Here is a 17,457-nt window from a genome sequence, read left to right as displayed (position 1 = left end):
CGTAATTGCATAAAGAGAGAATCAGATGAAATTTACAGCTATTTTAGTTCAAACTTTATTGTGGCTATCTATTGCAGTGTCTCCAGCTCTTGTTGGTGGTATTGTCGGTTTCTTTTTAAGTTTATATTTAGGTAGCTTAGATTCAATAGCATTGCCTATTTGTTTAGGCTTAGGGTTTGTTACGGGTGCCGCTTGGGCTGAACGAATTAGAAAAACAATCGGGTTATCCGCGTTTTTAGGGAAGCTTATGGGTAACCCTGAAATTGATGGTAGAAATTAATAAACCTGCTGTATCTTAAGAGTGATAATTCACCATTATCCTTTGTATATATACTTAATAAGAATAAAAAATGCTCCGAAGCCTTTTAAATAAATTTAGCCATACTATTTACGTTCAAGTTTGGGAAAATAGAATTAGAGTAGTAGACACTAAAACAAAAATCACTTTTGATGAGAAGCCATTTGTTCTATTAAAGAAAACAGAAAAAGGTGAAAAAATTATAGAGGAATTTGGTAGCAAGGCTGAGTATCCTACTTCTTTCAACGAAGAATCAATCAACCCTTTTTCTCATCCAAGATTTCTATTAAGTAATTTTTTTGTAGCTGAAAAGCTGCTTCAGCATGCTGTTTATAAGATTTTGGGTAAGCATTTTTTAACTGCATCACCTTTAATCATAATGCATCCGATGGAAAAGCTTGATGGTGGCTTAAGTCAGATTGAGATTCGGGCTTTTAAAGAGTTAGCGCTTGGTGCAGGTGCACGAGATGTTGTTATCTTTACTGGTGATAAGTTAGATATTGAAAATGTAAATTTTCAAGAATTAGTCAGACTTGAAGAAGGCGATGAATCCCCCCAGGAAACGAATAATGTACATTATTCTATATTAATATTTCCCTTATTAATGTTCGCTTATTTTTTCTATATTTCATAACACTCCTCAGAGAGTACGTTACCCCGGTACTTCGGCTGTTGGCACAAGCTGATCAATTGAAAGATTAAATTCAATCCCAAAAAATCTAGTTTCTCGATACACAATACGCGGGAGGAGATCCCGTTCAAAAGCATAACGGGATGACGGAGTATTTTTTATACTATCGTACGGCGGCAAAGTGCCCTTAAAAATCGGAAAAAAAACACAGTGATTTTAAAGTGTTACATTTAGTTGATGCCACAACCCTTTAGAATAATTTGCGTTAATGAGCTTACAACTTCTTCAAAATCTTCATCGTTCATTTCTTCTTTGTTTAAAGCTGCGACAACTTGCACATTAAAGTCGGCGTAATGTTGGGTCGAACTCCAAATTAAAAATAATAGATGATGTGGATTTAGTTGATCAATTTGTCCTTGCTCAATCCAAGCTTCAATAACAGCAACTTTACTTTGTAGCCACTCTCTAAAGTCGGTATTGAGATATTCTTCCAATACCGGTGCGCCATGAATTAGCTCGCTGGCGAAGATTCTCGATGAGTCGGGATCATTCTTTGAATGCATTACTTTTGCTCTAATATAGGAACTTAGAGCAGCTTTTGGTTCTTGATCAGCATTTAAAGTATCGTAGTCTCTATTCCACACTTCAATGATATTGCTCAGCAGTTGCTGATAGAGATCGGTTTTGTCTTGAAAATAATAATGGATATTCGCACGAGCAATATTCGCCCGTTCGGCAATACGCTTAATTGATGCACCTTTAAAGCCGTAGGTAACAAACTCTTTTTTGGCTGCATTAAAGATTAACGATTTATTTTTTTGTCTAACATTGCCTTCTGAGGCTTTAGCTTTTGCCACAAAAACTCCTATTGAAAATAGCTAACCTAAGCTTAATGCCAAGACTAATAGTAAAAATCAGTGGTGTAGGTGCTTTGAGACCAAGCCACTGATTTTTCAATTATTAGATAATAAAAGTTACTTCATATCAAGTCCATTAATTAGTAATGTTTCGAGCCAGAAAAAGCTTACTTTCATTTTAATTTACCGCTTTTAATTCAATGCGGCGCTGATGCAATAATGGTTCTGTATAACCACTTGGTTGCTCTTTGCCTTTGAAAATTAAATCAACAGCTGCTTTGAATGCAATGTTATTGTCAAAATCAGGGGCCATTGGTAAATAACTAGCATCAGTTATGTTTTGTAGATCAACCACTTGTGCCATCCGCTGTAGCGATTCTAACACTTGCTCTTTGGTTAAAATGCCATGATGTAACCAATTGCAAATGTGCTGGCTTGAAATTCGTAGTGTAGCTCTGTCTTCCATACGGCCAACATTGTTAATATCAGGTACTTTTGAACAACCTGTGCCTTGGTCGATCCAGCGCACAACATATCCCAAAAGCCCTTGAACATTGTTGTCCAATTCATTTTGAATATCTTGCTTGCTCAGCTCATGTTGATTTTTCAACAACGGAATGGTTAATAAGTCAGTTAAATCATCATTGTCACCATTAGCGACAAATTGCTTAAGCATATTTTCTTGGATAGCACTGACATTGACTTGATGATAGTGCATAACATGTAAGGTAGCCGCTGTTGGTGAAGGTACCCACGCACAATTTGCACCGGATTTGGGGTGAGCAACTTTAGTATCAACCATCGCTGACATTTCATCAGGAATTGCCCACATGCCCTTGCCTATTTGTGCTTTACCTTTAAGGCCAGCTTGCAAACCAATTCGCACATTGCGGTTTTCATAGGCACTGATCCATTTCTCATTTTTCATCAGCTCTTTTCGAGCCATAGCGCCTGCTTGCATACTGGTATGAATTTCATCACCGGTTCGGTCTAAAAACCCGGTATTGATGAATGCCAGACGATTTCTAGCAGCGCGTATACATTCTTTTAAATTTACCGATGTGCGGCGTTCTTCATCCATAATACCCATTTTAATGGTATTAGTTGCCAGCCCTAAACAAGACTCTATGCGGGTGAATAACTCATTACTAAAGGCTACTTCATCTGGGCCATGCATTTTCGGTTTTACTATGTAAATACTACCTTGGCGTGAATTCTTATAAGGAGAATTACCTTTCAAGTCATGCAATGAAATTAAGGTAGTGATCAAACCATCTAAAATACCTTCAGGTACTTCTTTGTTATCATTGGTTAGCACAGCATCATTAGTCATAAGATGGCCAACATTGCGAACAAATAACAAACTTCGACCTGGCAGAGTTAGTTCTTGATTATCAGCAGCAGTGTATACTCTATCGCCGTTAAGCTGGCGAGTGATAGTGACATCATTCTTTTTCAAGGTTTCCTTTAAGTCACCTTTCATTAACCCTAACCAGTTTCGATACACCGCCGTTTTATCTTCCGCATCTACTGCAGCAATTGAATCTTCACAATCTTGAATGGTACTCAGTGCTGATTCAAGAATGATGTCAGCAACCGATGCGGGATCAGTTTTAGCAACAGGTGTACTTGGATCGATTTTAATTTCGATATGCAAACCGTTATTTTTGAATAAAATTGCACTTGGATTTTGCTCTGCACCATTAAAAGCGACAAATTTGTTTTCATCAACTAAACCTAACTGTTCGCCGAGTTTAGTAGTGACTATTAACTTACCTTTGGCAACCTGATAACTAACGGCATCTTTGTAACTACCTCCAGAAAGTGGGATCACATTGTCTAAAAATTGACGAGCATAGGTTTGTACTTTTTCGCCACGAACCGGATTATAAGTTTTGTTAACTTCTGCGCCACCTTCATCACTAATAACATCTGTGCCATAAAGGGCATCGTACATACTTCCCCAACGAGCATTAGCGGCATTTAAAGCAAAACGAGCATTCATTAATGGCACAACAAGTTGTGGTCCAGCTACTGTCGCAACCTCTTCATCAACGTAGTTGGTAGTAATAGAAAAGTCTGGTTTTTCAGCAACGATATAACCAATATCCATTAAAAAATGTTGATATTTTTCTTGCTCAAAAGGTTGGTTATTTGGGTCTAAGTGCCAAGCGTCAATTTGTGTTTGAAACTGTTCGCGAATTGCTAATAATTTTTGATTTTTTGGGGTGAACTCATCAAAAATATTCGCCATTGCTTGCCAAAAACCATCAGCATCTATACCTGTGCCCGGTAGTACTTCGTGTTCTACTAGATTATATAGGGATTCGGCTACTTTATAGCCGTGTTTCATTACTCGTTTATTCATATTTTAATCTGTAAGTCTTTGATCAAGTTCAGCAAAATAGTGCCACTATTTTGCTGTGTTTATTGGGTGAAGATATTGTGCTAATTAACTGTTATTACTCGCTAGCCAAATAGCAACTGTATTACGCTCATCTTCTGTCATTTGAGTTTTATTCATAAACGGCATGTCTTTAGCGTCAATCACCCGAGCTTTAATACGTGGAGCCCATTGTTTAATACTAGCTTCATCTGAGAAAATAATCCCCGCAGGAGCTATTTTAAAAATATCGTCCGTTGGCGCATCAGCGTGACAACTACCACACCGTTGATCAATGATGCTTTGCACTTGGGCAATATCGACTGTCTGTTGTTTTTGCTCTGCAGTTAACTCTGTTGAGCGCGGTGCTATGGCAAAAGCAAGAATAATAGTAGCGACAACTGAACCAACTAAAACCATTGGTTTTTGTTTACCAAAATGACGCAGTACAAAATACTGACGAACCGCAGCGGTAATTAAAATAATAGCAATTAACACCAACCAGTTAGCACTGTGATTATAAGTCATTGGGTAATGATTTGAGATCATTATAAAAATGATTGGCAAAGTAGTGTAAGTGTTATGAGTAGAACGTAACTTAGCATTTAAGCCAAATTTAGCATCAGGAGTTGTCCCCTCTTTAACAGCATTAACTAGCGCACGTTGTGAAGGCATAATACCAAAAAACACGTTACCTGCCATAATGGTACCAATGATAGCGCCCATGTGCATGTAAGCACCACGAGCACTAAATACTTGTGTTAAACCATAAGACAAAGCAGTGGCAACAATAATTAAAATAACACCTAAAATTAAACCATGGTCTTTTAATTTAGTACGAACTAAGAATTCATAACTACCAACACCCACAACAATAGAACCTAGGCCTAAAGCAATCGCTTGCAGCTGTGTTATATCTGCAACGCGCTTGTCGATTAAATACGATTCAGCGCCAACATAAAACATTAATGACAATAGTAAGAAGCCAGTGATCCAAGTGGTATAAGCTTCCCATTTAAACCAATGCAACGTTGTTGGCATTTTCTCTGGTGCCAATTTGTATTTTGCTACTTCGTAAAAACCACCTCCATGGATGGCCCACAAATCACCGCCAATGCCTTTATCGGTTTTCCATTGCGGAGGATTTTCTAACTGGTTATCTAACCAAACAAAGTAAAATGAGGCACCGATCCAGGCGATACCAGTAATAAGATGAGCAAAGCGAATAACTAAGTTTAGCCATTCATTAATATACGGATCCATAATAATTCCTTAATTCTTATAATTGCGTGGGCGGGGTTAACTGAGTTAAACACGCTCGCCCATGATATGAGTTGCTTTAACATGGCGTTCATCACCCAACATACTAAGAATAAAAAGCTTTTCTTCTAAGTGGGTGCAATGCTGCATACGTCTATCCATCAGCGGCGTGGCATGATAGTCAAGAACGATAAAGTCTGCTTCTGCACCTTTAGTGAAGTTACCGATAGTGCCCTCAAGATCTAACGCAATGGCGCCTCCTAATGTGGCCAAATAAAACGATTGGAATGGGCTGAGTTTTTCTGAGCGAAGTTGTTGAGTTTTATAGCCTTCATTTAGCGTACTCAACATTGAAAATGTTGTCCCGGCGCCAATATCAGTACCGTAACCAACATTAACGTCAAATTTTTGTGCCTGTTGCAAGTTAAACAAACCACTGCCTAAAAACAAATTAGAGCTTGGACAAAAAGCAATGGCAGAGTCGGTCTCACCTAACCGTTGACACTCACTGTCATGCAAATGCACACCATGAGCAAAAACACTACGACGACCAAGTAATTTACTTTGATCATACACATCCAGATAACCTTCACTATCTGGAAAAAGTTCATTTACCCAGGCAATTTCAGCTTTGTTTTCACTTAAATGAGTATGTAAGTAAACGCTTGGGTTTTCAGCAAGTAACTGCCCTGCCTTATTTAATTGTTCGCTTGAACATGTAGGGGCAAATCGTGGAGTAATAGCATATTGTAAACGATCAGTTTTGTGCCATTTTTCTATTAAGGCCTTGCTGTCGTCATAGCCAGTTTGTGCAGTATCAGACAAGTAATCGGGACAATTTTGGTCCATTAATACCTTGCCACAAATCATTCGTAGTTTTTTCTGCTGAGCAACAGTAAAGAAAGCTTCAACCGATTCTTTATGTACCGTACCAAACACTAAAGCGGTTGTAGTGCCCGCATCAAGCAGTTGTGTTAAAAAGAATTCTGCAACCTTTTTACCATGTTCTAAATCCGAAAATTTACGTTCAAATGGAAACGTATAATTTTCTAACCATTCAAGCAATTGCTCGCCATAAGAAGCTATCATTTCAGTTTGCGGGTAATGCACATGGGTATCGATAAACCCTGGCATAATTAAGCCATTCTCATATTGAGTTACTTCAACACCCTCTGCTAATGTTGGCAATAATTCAGAGGCATCACCAATTTGTTCAACTAAGCCGTCTTTAATAATTAACAAACCATCTTCTAAGTATTGATAGCTGTCTTCGAGAGCGACTTTGGCTGGGTCAGCCAAAAAGTGTAATAATTCGCCACGATATGCTTTTAACATGTTCTTCACCTTTTACTTTATATCGGCTATTTTATATTTTTAGTTGCGATATTTTTATGTATCTAATTTAGTTTACTGCTGTAAACCAAGTTAATTTGTTTCGAGCTTGCTGTCTTTTTACTCTTGCTTTTTGGCAACGTTGACTAGTTACAAGCTTTCTTTTCGATCGGTTAAATCTATTCATCTATTTGGTGTTCTTAATGTGTGCTCTTAGCTTTGTGCTATTACCAAAGAACCATCTAATTCAAGCACGTCACAGTTGTCACCCTCGCCGCCTCTATCTACTACTAGAAAGTCACTCTCACTATTCAAAGCTAAACAAAAATGGTGCCAAGTACCTTTGTGATAATTTATGCCTTGGCTAGCTTTGGCGATAAACACTTCTATGTTGTTCACATCAAATTCGCCAGCAGGGGCAGCGACCACTAAATACGGGTTCTCCCCCATAGGAATAAATGCTTGGCTGCCATGAGGATGACGCTCCATCATTTTAATGGCGATTGGTTGTACTAATGGGGTTGAGCGAAAGATACTGATCAAGGCATGACCATTATTATCATTAACATCAACCTTAGCTAAATCGTGATAACGCTGGGTAAAGCCATCGTTAATCGCAAAGTTTTTTGCATCTGTATTGGCTTCTATTACATCACCAAAAATACTAAAAGCATCTGCAGTTAACGGTTTTGGTGTAATGGTTTGGATATTATCAGTCATTGTAGTGTCCATTAGCTTTCCCATTAAAAGGTGGTTAACTGCCACGGTAAGTTGAATAACCATATGCAGTTAATAGCAATGGAATATGATAATGCGTACCACTCGCGTCGATTTCAAAAACGATATCAACATATGGGTAAAAACCTTCTTCGCTGTTTGCTTTAAAATAAACAGAAGTAGCAAAGTGCATGCGATAAACACCTGCAGGTAACTTTTTATCCTCAGCTAATAACCCTGGTAAACGGCCATCATCATTTGTAACGCCACCATTGATTTTTTGCCATTCATCACCCTGCTGGGCAAACAAAGTGATAGGAACATTTTTTGCGGGTAAACCACGCGTCGTGTCCAGTATGTGAGTAGTAATTTGACTCATTCAGATTCCTTAAAATAATTGGCCTTAAATTTTATACTAAGTGGACAAAACAATTGTCCACTTAGTACTAACCTTCAGCTAATGCTTTATCGATGCGAAGTTGAAATATTTTTCTTTGCTCTTCAGCAGCATTGATTAATTCTTGTGCTTTGTTATTTGGTAAACGTGCTTGCAGTAAGTCTGACATTTGCTTGGCACTTTTACCCGTCGCACAAACGATAAAGATAAAACCGAACTTCTCTTCATAATCTGCATTACCTTGAGACAATACTTGCAGAACATCTTCGTTCGCTTCTTTAACTAAGCCTTGCTCGTTACCCGCTAATTCTTTTGTATTGGCATACTTAGCACGTAAACTGCTGACGTCACCAATTTTTGGGTGTCCTTCAAAAGCTTCCATGTAGTCTGGTTCAGTCAACTCTTGCCAGGCTAAATCAGCTTGATTGGCAATTGCTCTTTCATCAACGAAAGGACGTGCCTTAACCATAGAGTTTACCCAAGTTGATGAAGTACAGCATTGCATAAACGTATGTGTTGCTTGCTCAACGGAGAAACTATTTAATTGTTCTAAATTCATATCTGCACCACTTATGAGTTAACTTTGCCAAGCATTTTCCCAAAGACGCGCATACGAGAAATACCGCCGTCAGGGAAGATATTTAAACGCACGTGGGTGAAGCTTTGTTCGTTATTAACAGCAATTTCATTAATAAATAAATGTTCACGATGTGCATATAGTTTAGTGCGCGCAATAATCGGCTGCCATTTATCTTCTTGTTGACCATCGCTGAAGTCATCACTGTCGGACACCATACCTTCTAAGGTGAAGGTGTCTGGGAAATTACCTTTAAAGTGGCAAGTATCTACGATAACTTTTTCAATGCTGCCACGACTGGCTAGTTTAACGATAGACCAATCTGGTCCTGGATCACGACGACGCTTAGTTTCCCAACCATCTCCCATATCTTTACCACGACCAGGCATAATTAAATTATTTTTATCACTAAAGAACATGTCGCTTACTAATAACGCTTTACCGCCATTTTTAATGTAGGCTAAATCGATTAACTCACCGTCTATAAATTGATTCCAATTTACTTCGGCTTCACCATAAACACGGATACGGGCAACACCACCATCTGGGAACATGTTTAAACGAATATGGGTATAAGCTTTATCATTATTGATGGTAAAAATATTTTGGCTGTGAGCATCAACACCCGCTTGCTCTAACACAGTTTCCCAAATGGTGTCGGCATTAGGTTCAACTTCACTCACACATGCCTCAACAGATACTGACTCTGGTGCGTTACCACGGAAGTAGTTAGTATCGATATCAAAGCCACGAATAACACCTTTAATGCCTAGACGAATGATGCACCAGTCAAATTCACGACCATTGTCACGACCATAACTACGACGAGATTCCCAACCGTCCATCCATTTGCCACGATCGGTAAATTTATCGTCGATAAAAATGCCGCGACCAGGTTTGATTAAATTTTCCATTTCAGCAAAAAAATCATCACTACAAGACAGTGTTTCACCGCCTACGCGTTCATTGGCCAAATCAACACAATGAGTTTTTAATTTTTGTTCTAATTCAAGAGCAGCGCCTTCTAGCTTGTTCTGTTCTTGAGTATCTATATCTAGCATCATAGCTTTTCTTTCCTACATCTAAAATTTGTTAATGATTCAATATTTGCAATAATTGTTGCTACCTACTTTGGCAACTGAGAATTACAGCTTTCCTTTTAATAAAGGGCGCCCTTTGGGCGCATTGATGAATTCGTCCTGTTGATATACATGATGGCCACGAACAAAAGTGTGCTCTACTTGACCTACAACCTGACGACCTGCGTATGGCGTTATATTGTGACGGTGCTTAATCATGTCATTAGTAATTGTGTATCTCACGGTCGGATCAAACACTAAAAAATCGGCATGATGACCGATGGCAATTTTGCCTTTAACTGAGTCTAATCCAGCAAACTTAGCCGTTTCACTCGACATTAAGCGGGCTAAGTCGATTAAGGTAAAACCGCGCTCTTTCGCTTCAGTCCAAATAAGTGGTAAGCCAAACTGCAATGCTGAAATTCCACCCCAAGCTTTCTCAATATCACCGGTATCAATGTGCTTAAGCTCAGGTGTACAAGGTGAATGATCAGATACGATGAAATCTAATCGACCATCTGTAACTGCTTGCCATAAGTGTTCGCGATTTTTGTTTTCACGAATTGGTGGACAACATTTAAATAATGTTTTTCCATCAGGAATTTGTTCAGAGGCAAGTGTTAAGTAATGAGGACAGGTTTCAGCAGTAAAACGTAAGCCTTCTTGCTTTGCCTGAGCAATAGTGTCTAATGCTTCATCTGAAGATAAATGCACGATATGAACTTTACAGTTGTCACCCTGTTCTTTTGACTCACGAGCCATATCCACCATTAGTGAAATAGCATCGTTTTCCCAACTTTTTGGACGAGACTCTAAGAACGAGTTGTATTCTTTAGTAATAACAACATCATTGAAGCTGCCACAATCTAATTCGGCATGAATCAAGTATGGTACGTCATGCTTAGCAAGAATAGGCATTGCAGCGCGCATATCTTTAGCTTCAACAGGCGGAAACTCTTCAATACCAGAGTCAATTAAAAATGATTTAACACCCAATACACCAGCGCATAACAGCTCATCTAAATCGTCAATATTTTGTGGAATAACCCCGCCCCAAAAACCACAATCAACCCATAATTTATCGTCAACTGAGTCAAGCTTTTCTTGAAACGCCGCTTTCGTGGTGGTGACTGGAATACAATTAAGCGGCATATCAACTAGCGCAGTTATACCACCTGCTGCTGCGGCTTGAGTTGCTGTATTAAATCCTTCCCATTCGGTGCGGCCAGGTTCATTAATATGTACATGTGAGTCAACCAAACCAGGCATGATCACTTTGTCGCCAAAATCTTGTACTGGACATGACAAGGCTTGACCATGTGGATGGATGGCATGGGTAAGTTCATCTTTTATTTCGACACAAGCGGCGATCATTTCACCGTCGATAATGACATTGTTACTTTGTAGGGCAAAATGAGACACTTTGCTTCTCCTATTGTTTAGCGACTAACTATTTGACTCTTCGGTAGTCAAAAGCTGCTTGAATTCTTGCCAATGAATACCCTGTTGCGAAACAGGACGTTTTTTTGATACTTTCGTATTTGCATCATTGGCAGCGATAGATTGATGCTGGCTTTGCAGCGCTTCTTTTTGTTTATTTGCTTGTTGATAGCAGTGGATAACCTCACCTGCAATCGATACAGCAACTTCCATTGGCAGCTTGCCACCTACTTGCTCAAGACCAATAGGACAGTTCATACGTGCCACTTGCACAGGGTCGATTTCACGGTGTTTAAAGCGTTGTTCAAAACGACGTTTTTTGGTGTCAGAAGCAATTAAGCCTAAGTAAGAAAAGTCGCTGCGCTTTAAAATTGCCTGAGAAATTTCAAAGTCCATTTGATGATTATGAGTCATCACAATGTAGTAGCTGTTTTCTGGCATACTGTTCACTTCAAGTTCAGGCTCTTCAGCAACCACTTTGCGAACGTTATGATAAGTTTCTACATCACTCGGAAATTGTTCTTCGCGACTATCAACCCAGGTCACTTGGCAAGGTAATTGCGCCAAAATTGGCACTAAAGCTTTACCAACATGACCTGCACCAAAAAGCATAATATTCACGCCAACCGCTGAAAAACATTCAAACAAAACGGTGGCGTTGCCACCGCAACATTGGCCTAAATTACTGCCTAATTGAAAGTGTTCTAAGTGTTGCGCATTTTTACCACCAGCGAGCATTGCTTTGGCATGTTTTATGGTTTTGTGTTCAAGATGACCACCACCAATGGTGTCAAAAATGTCATCAGCGGTGATAACCATTTTTGTACCACTGTTTCTTGGCGTTGAACCAGAGACACCAACCAATGTTACCAACACATAGGCCTGGCCTTGCTTGCTTAATTGATATGAGGCGCTATTCCAGTTCATTTTAGTAGTCATCTGTTTCTCCTATACTCTTGCTTAATCTTGAGCTTGTGCTTTTACAGATTCAACCGCCCAAAGCACTCGCTCAGGTGTTGCAGGCGTATCAAGTTGTGGGCTTACTTTATAATTTGACACGCTGGCAACGGCATCTTTTAATGCTGACCAAACTGACATACCAAGCATAAATGGTGGTTCACCAACAGCTTTTGAGTTGTAAATAGTATGTTCACGGTTTGGTGCATCTGGTACTAGTGCTACGCGAAAATCTTCTGGCGCATCATTGATTGCAGGTATTTTGTACGTTGCGGGGTTATTTGAAAGTAAGCGTCCTTGCTCATTCCAAACTAACTCTTCAGTAGTTAACCAACCCTGACCTTGAATGAAAGCACCTTCAATTTGGCCAATATCAATTGCAGGGTTAATTGAATGACCAACATCTTGCAGTATGTCTGTACGTAAATTTTTATATTCACCCGTTAGCGTATCTATTAATACTTCAGATACTGATGCACCTGTTGCGTAGTAGAAGAACGGACGACCTTTACCTGTTGCGCGATCAAAATGAATCTTAGGTGTTTTGTAGAAACCAGTAGAAGATAAAGAAACGCGGCCCATATATGCGATTTGTGAAAACTCGGCAAAGCTAAAGGTTTGCTCACCAACAATGATGTTGTTATTTTCAAATTTAACTTGTTCAGCTTTTACTTGGTATTTTTCACAAGCAAAATCTATTAAACGTTGCTTAATGGTTTTTGCAGCGGCTTCCGCGGCTTTACCATTTAAGTCGGTACCAGATGACGCTGCCGTTGGTGACGAATTTGGCACCTTGTCAGTACGCGCAGCAGAGCAGGCAACCGTATCAACGTCAACTTGAAATTCTTCTGCGACAATTTGCGCAACTTTAGTGTTTAAGCCTTGGCCCATTTCACTACCACCATGGCTTAAGTGAATCGTACCATCGGTATAGATATGAACAAGCGCCCCGGCTTGGTTCAAATGTTGAACAGTAAATGAAATACCAAATTTAACCGGCGTTAAAGCTATGCCTTTTTTCAGTATGCTGTTGTTTTCATTAAATTCAGTAACTGCTTTACGACGGGCTTGATAATCAGAACTTTGCTCTAATGTTGCAATGATTTCAGGTAAGTTATTATGTTCAACTTCTTGATGATAATGTGTTTCGTTACGGTCTTCATGACCATATAAATTCACCTTTCTAATTTCTAACGGGTCTTTACCTAAATGACGAGCTATTTCGTCCATGACCATTTCAATCGTCATCATACCTTGAGGACCACCAAAGCCACGGTAAGCTGTGTGAGAAACTGTGTTTAATTTACATCGATTACCAGTAACGGTAGCTTGGTCTAAGAAATAAGCATTATCTGAATGGAACATTGCTCGATCAACTATGGCATCAGATAAATCAGGAGAGTAACCACAGTTACCATTTACTTCAATGTTGATACCTTTGATCTGACCTTCATTGTCAAAACCAACAGTGTAGTTATTTTCAAATGGATGACGCTTACCTGTCATGATCATATCGTCCATACGACCTAATTTAAATTTAACTGGACGTTTGGTAACGTTAGCAAGTAACGCAGCAATACATGCCCAAGGTGCGGCTTGAGTTTCTTTACCACCGAAACCACCACCCATACGGCGCATATCAACCAGCACTTTGTTTAATGGAATATCTAAAACTTCAGCAACTAGTTTTTGTACTTCACTTGGATGCTGTGATGAAGTGTAAATACTCATGCCACCATCTTCTGTTGGTTCAGCAGTTGAAACTTGACCTTCAAGATACATGTGTTCTTGACCACCAACTTGGATTTCACCTGATAATTGATGCTGTGCAGAAGCAATAGCCGATGCCGAATCACCACGTTTCATTGTAAAGGGTGGTCGAACGAAACTTTGTTTAGTTAACGCATCTTTTACCGTTAATACTGCTTCAAGCTCTTGATACTCAATTTTTGCAAGCTTTGCTGCTTTGCGGGCAAGATCGTAACTTGTTGCCGCAACGGCAAAAATTGGCTGGCCGATAAACTCTACTTTACCGATAGCAAGTACTGGGTCTCCGGGGAAAACAGGGCCAATATCTGTATGGCCTGGCACATCTTCAACGGTAATGACCGCAACAACACCTTCAGCAGCTTTCACCGCTGATAAATCTATGCTTTTAATGTTGCCGTGAGCAATAGTACTCTGACCTACAGCAGCATGTAATTCACCACGTAATGCAGGACGGTCATCAACATAAATAGCCTCACCTGCAACTTGCTTATCAGAACTTTCATGTTTTTTAGAACGACCTACACCGCCTAAACCAACATTTTTTTGTCCATTAACAACACTTTTATCAGTGTTCGTTTGTATTTTTTGTGTTTGGGCTTTTTTTACATCAATAAGACTACGCATAATTTACCACTCGTGTTTCTATCACTTTGCTTTGCAGCTCTAAATAACATTTTTCAATTAGGTTTTGAGCAACGCGCATACGGTATTTGTCTGAGGCACGAACATCAGACATAGGTTGAAAATCGGTAGCCAAAGCTGCTTTTGCTTGAACAACTGAGTCTTTAGTAAAGGTGTTACCTTGTAGAACAGCTTCAGCTGCAGGAGCCCGTTTAGGAATAGCAGCCATGCCACCAAAAGCCATTCGAATATTAGTAATCACTTGACCTTGTTGCTCAATAAAGATTGCCGCGAGTACGGCAGAGATATCGTCATCGATACGTTTAGATATTTTGTAGAGTTTCAAGGTTTGACCAGCAATTGGTTTAGGAATTTGCACTGACTTGATAAACTCTGAAGGTTTGAGAACTGTCTTTTTGTAGTCAACAAAATAGTCTTCTACTAAAATTGTGCGTTCAACACCATTTACATGCAAAGTCATGGTTGCGCCAAGGGCAATAAGCGCTGGTGGCATGTCACCAATAGGAGATGCGTTGCCAATGTTGCCACCTAAGGTACCATTGTTGCGAACCTGTTTTGAACCAATGCGCTCAATCATGTCACCTAAGTCAGGGTAGTAATGATGCAAAGTATCAATAAATTTACTGTATGGAAGAGCTGAGCCGATAATGATTTCGGTTTCTGTTTCTTGAATAGTTGTTAATTCTTCAACGTTACCAACATAAACAAGTTTATCTATGGTTGCTAAGTTTTGTGTAACTGAAAGTGCTAAATCGGTACCGCCCGCAACTAGAGTTGAGCTAGGCTCACTTTTTAACTCGTAAGCTAATTCATCGATATTTTTGGGTGCAATAAAATTATGACCATTGCCGGTTAATGTAGGAGCAGGTAATTTTTGTAGGTCAGTAAGCGTTGTAACTGTTTCTTGGTAATGCTTGGCAAAAGAATCTTCTTCAACACCTTCACTTGAAGTGATCGCGGCTTCAATAATCGAACGATAACCTGTACAGCGACATAAGTTACCCGCTAGAGCTTCAAGCACCTGTGCACGAGTTGGCTTTTTATTATGCTTGTGTAAAGCAAAAGACGACATAACAAAACCTGGTGTACAGAAACCACATTGTGTACCGTGGTTATCAACTAGTGTTTGTTGGGCGTGATGTAACTTAGCCCCATCTTTCAAATCTTCAACAGTGATCAATTGTTTACCATGTAAGTTACCAACAAAGGTAATACACGAGTTAATTGAAATATAATTAAGTTGATCGGCATTTTCTCTGTCTAACTCCGCAAGTACTACGGTACAAGCACCACAATCACCTGAAGCGCAACCTTCTTTGGTGCCAGTATTAAATTCTATTTCGCGTAAATATTGCAGGACCGTTAAATTTGGGTCGATGTTTTCTATGGTCACAACGTCATTGTTTAATAAAAAACGAACTGTACTATTTGTCATAATTTGTTCCGTTGTCGAGCTTTGGAAATGGTGAATGATTAATTCTCGATAATCTAAATATATCAGATTAAAAAGTTGACACAAGTGTCAATTTTACAAAATAGTTACATTTTGCTGAAAAACATTCAAAAAGAACTACTCAAAAATTACTTCAATTAGTTTGTAAAATTAGCTTTTTGAATGTTAAATGCAATTTAAATTACTTATAAAACAGATGCATATGTGGATATCAGCTTATTATAGGTTGCTTTTTAAATTTTAATATTGGCAATTTTATTGCAATAACCATATTGCCAAATATTACGTCGATTATTTTATTTAGATGAGGATTACTAATGCATAAAAGTACTAATTTGGCTAAATGCAGGCATGCTCAATTGCTATTGAGATGACAATAATGAAGTGTTTAATGGTATTGGTGCACATACAAAAAGAGCTAATAATTGGCCTATTAGCTCTTTGTTTCGTAATTAAGATTGTTAGCTGTGAATATTTAGCTTTTATATAATTGCCAAAAAGCTCAGCAACCAAGGCAGCATAAATGCAGTAGTAAATGAAGCTAAGGCCATTCCTAAGCCAGAGAAGGCTCCCATAGTATTACTTTCTTTAAAGGCAACTGCGGTACCTAACCCATGTGAGGTTAAGCCCATAGCAAACCCTCTAAAGCGATCGTCTTTAACTCCTACTAATGAGAATATCTTTAAGCCAATAACTCCACCCAAAACTCCTGTGGTAGCCGCTAAGCCAGCAGACAAAGAAACTATGCCACCGATTTGTTCAGATATCCCCATAGCAACCGGAGTAGTCACTGATTTAGGCGCTAAGGATATTTGAGTTGCGAGGCTCGCTCCAAATAAGTCTGCAATACCAATAGCGCTTAACGCACCAATAAACACTGAAGCGATTAAGGTAATCAAAATAGGAATTAACAACTGTTTAATTCGATGTAGTTGGTGATACAAAGGAACAGCTAATGCAACAGTTGCAGGCCCAAGTAAAAAATGGATGAATTTTCCGCCAGCAAAATAATCCTGATAACTAATTCCGGTAATTAATAGCACACTGACTACTACGACCATACAGGTAATAAAAGGGCTTAAAATAGGTTTGTAGTTCGACTTTTTATACAAATACATGGCTAATACATAGGCCAACAATGTCAAAATAATCCCTGTTAATGGTGACGCTTGGATCATTAGCCAGATAGCTGAAAGTTTTTCGTTAAACGTCATGTTTTGTCTCTTTTACCAAGAATTTACTTGTAAAAGCCATGATTAACGCTGTGCTCGCCAACATAATAATGGTACTTAAAATCAGAGTAGCAGTAATTGGTAACCATTCATTCACCAACAATTCATAATGAGCCATCAAACCAACACTGACCGGGACAAACATTATTGACAGGTGCCCCAACAGAGTCGTTGACGCTGTATTTAATGATTTACCAACACTGCCTTTTATAATGAGAGCGGTCAGTAACAGAACTATACCAACGACAGGTCCTGAAACTGGTAATTCAAATAAAATAACTACCATTTCACCCAATAGCTGAAATATTAACAGCAGGACGAAACCTAAAATAAAATCCACTTAACAACCTTAAATAAACAGTAAGCACCTAGTTAATTAAATGATAGCAGCAGTAATATGCAAATTCATTTGATTTATTGAAAACTAAGTTT

16 protein-coding genes are annotated in these 17,457 nt (G+C 38.9%); 2 read left to right on the top strand and 14 right to left on the bottom strand.

Going from position 1 to position 17,457, the window contains the following annotated elements; genetic code table 11:
• Positions 1-25 precede the first annotated feature (25 nt).
• Positions 26-280: a hypothetical protein gene (locus RGQ13_RS01565; protein WP_348391810.1), complete on the top strand. Its 255-nt coding sequence runs from the start codon at positions 26-28 to the stop codon at positions 278-280.
• A 70-nt stretch (positions 281-350) separates the two neighbouring features.
• Complete coding sequence (locus tag RGQ13_RS01560; RefSeq protein ID WP_348391809.1) at positions 351-932, top strand: rod shape-determining protein MreB; 582 nt, start codon at positions 351-353, stop codon at positions 930-932.
• Between the two features lie 227 nt (positions 933-1,159).
• Here the strand turns inward: RGQ13_RS01560 and RGQ13_RS01555 are convergent, their stop codons facing one another.
• From RGQ13_RS01555 to RGQ13_RS01490, 14 genes are all read right to left on the bottom strand, one after another.
• Positions 1,160-1,786, bottom strand: a complete 627-nt coding sequence (locus tag RGQ13_RS01555) for a TetR/AcrR family transcriptional regulator (protein WP_348391808.1) — start codon at positions 1,784-1,786, stop codon at positions 1,160-1,162.
• 178 nt (positions 1,787-1,964) lie between these two features.
• Positions 1,965-4,154 (bottom strand): malate synthase G, encoded by a 2,190-nt coding sequence (locus RGQ13_RS01550; RefSeq protein ID WP_348391807.1) that lies wholly within the window; start codon positions 4,152-4,154, stop codon positions 1,965-1,967.
• Positions 4,155-4,238: 84 nt separating this feature from the next.
• Complete coding sequence (locus RGQ13_RS01545) at positions 4,239-5,432, bottom strand: urate hydroxylase PuuD (protein ID WP_348391806.1); 1,194 nt, start codon at positions 5,430-5,432, stop codon at positions 4,239-4,241.
• Between the two features lie 45 nt (positions 5,433-5,477).
• The gene (guaD, locus tag RGQ13_RS01540; protein WP_348391805.1) at positions 5,478-6,764 is read right to left on the bottom strand and encodes a guanine deaminase; all 1,287 of its coding nucleotides are present in this window, start codon (positions 6,762-6,764) and stop codon (positions 5,478-5,480) included.
• A 210-nt stretch (positions 6,765-6,974) separates the two neighbouring features.
• On the bottom strand, positions 6,975-7,481 hold the full coding sequence (locus RGQ13_RS01535) for an ureidoglycolate lyase (protein WP_348391804.1): 507 nt from the start codon (positions 7,479-7,481) through the stop codon (positions 6,975-6,977).
• A gap of 34 nt (positions 7,482-7,515) precedes the next feature.
• On the bottom strand, positions 7,516-7,857 hold the full coding sequence (uraH, locus tag RGQ13_RS01530; protein WP_348391803.1) for a hydroxyisourate hydrolase: 342 nt from the start codon (positions 7,855-7,857) through the stop codon (positions 7,516-7,518).
• 67 nt (positions 7,858-7,924) lie between these two features.
• The gene (gene uraD, locus RGQ13_RS01525; RefSeq protein ID WP_348391802.1) at positions 7,925-8,434 is read right to left on the bottom strand and encodes a 2-oxo-4-hydroxy-4-carboxy-5-ureidoimidazoline decarboxylase; all 510 of its coding nucleotides are present in this window, start codon (positions 8,432-8,434) and stop codon (positions 7,925-7,927) included.
• Between the two features lie 11 nt (positions 8,435-8,445).
• Positions 8,446-9,516, bottom strand: a complete 1,071-nt coding sequence (gene alc, locus RGQ13_RS01520; protein ID WP_348391801.1) for an allantoicase — start codon at positions 9,514-9,516, stop codon at positions 8,446-8,448.
• Positions 9,517-9,597: 81 nt separating this feature from the next.
• The gene (allB, locus tag RGQ13_RS01515) at positions 9,598-10,953 is read right to left on the bottom strand and encodes an allantoinase AllB (RefSeq protein WP_348391800.1); all 1,356 of its coding nucleotides are present in this window, start codon (positions 10,951-10,953) and stop codon (positions 9,598-9,600) included.
• Between the two features lie 24 nt (positions 10,954-10,977).
• Complete coding sequence (gene xdhC, locus RGQ13_RS01510; RefSeq protein WP_348391799.1) at positions 10,978-11,910, bottom strand: xanthine dehydrogenase accessory protein XdhC; 933 nt, start codon at positions 11,908-11,910, stop codon at positions 10,978-10,980.
• A gap of 21 nt (positions 11,911-11,931) precedes the next feature.
• Positions 11,932-14,322, bottom strand: a complete 2,391-nt coding sequence (xdhB, locus tag RGQ13_RS01505) for a xanthine dehydrogenase molybdopterin binding subunit (RefSeq protein ID WP_348391798.1) — start codon at positions 14,320-14,322, stop codon at positions 11,932-11,934.
• The gene (gene xdhA, locus RGQ13_RS01500) at positions 14,315-15,775 is read right to left on the bottom strand and encodes a xanthine dehydrogenase small subunit (protein WP_348391797.1); all 1,461 of its coding nucleotides are present in this window, start codon (positions 15,773-15,775) and stop codon (positions 14,315-14,317) included. Before xdhA ends, xdhB begins: the two co-directional genes overlap by 8 nt.
• Positions 15,776-16,275: 500 nt before the next feature.
• The gene (locus RGQ13_RS01495; RefSeq protein ID WP_348391796.1) at positions 16,276-17,007 is read right to left on the bottom strand and encodes an LrgB family protein; all 732 of its coding nucleotides are present in this window, start codon (positions 17,005-17,007) and stop codon (positions 16,276-16,278) included.
• Entirely contained in the window at positions 16,997-17,365 is a 369-nt protein-coding gene (locus RGQ13_RS01490; protein ID WP_348391795.1) for a CidA/LrgA family protein, read from the bottom strand. The genes RGQ13_RS01495 and RGQ13_RS01490 overlap by 11 nt, the downstream gene beginning before the upstream one ends.
• Positions 17,366-17,457 lie beyond the last annotated feature (92 nt).

The organism is Thalassotalea psychrophila, from assembly GCF_031583595.1.
GTDB lineage: Bacteria > Pseudomonadota > Gammaproteobacteria > Enterobacterales > Alteromonadaceae > Thalassotalea_A > Thalassotalea_A psychrophila.
Note: the sequence above shows the minus strand (reverse complement) of the source record. Positions and strands in the feature narration are given on the sequence as shown.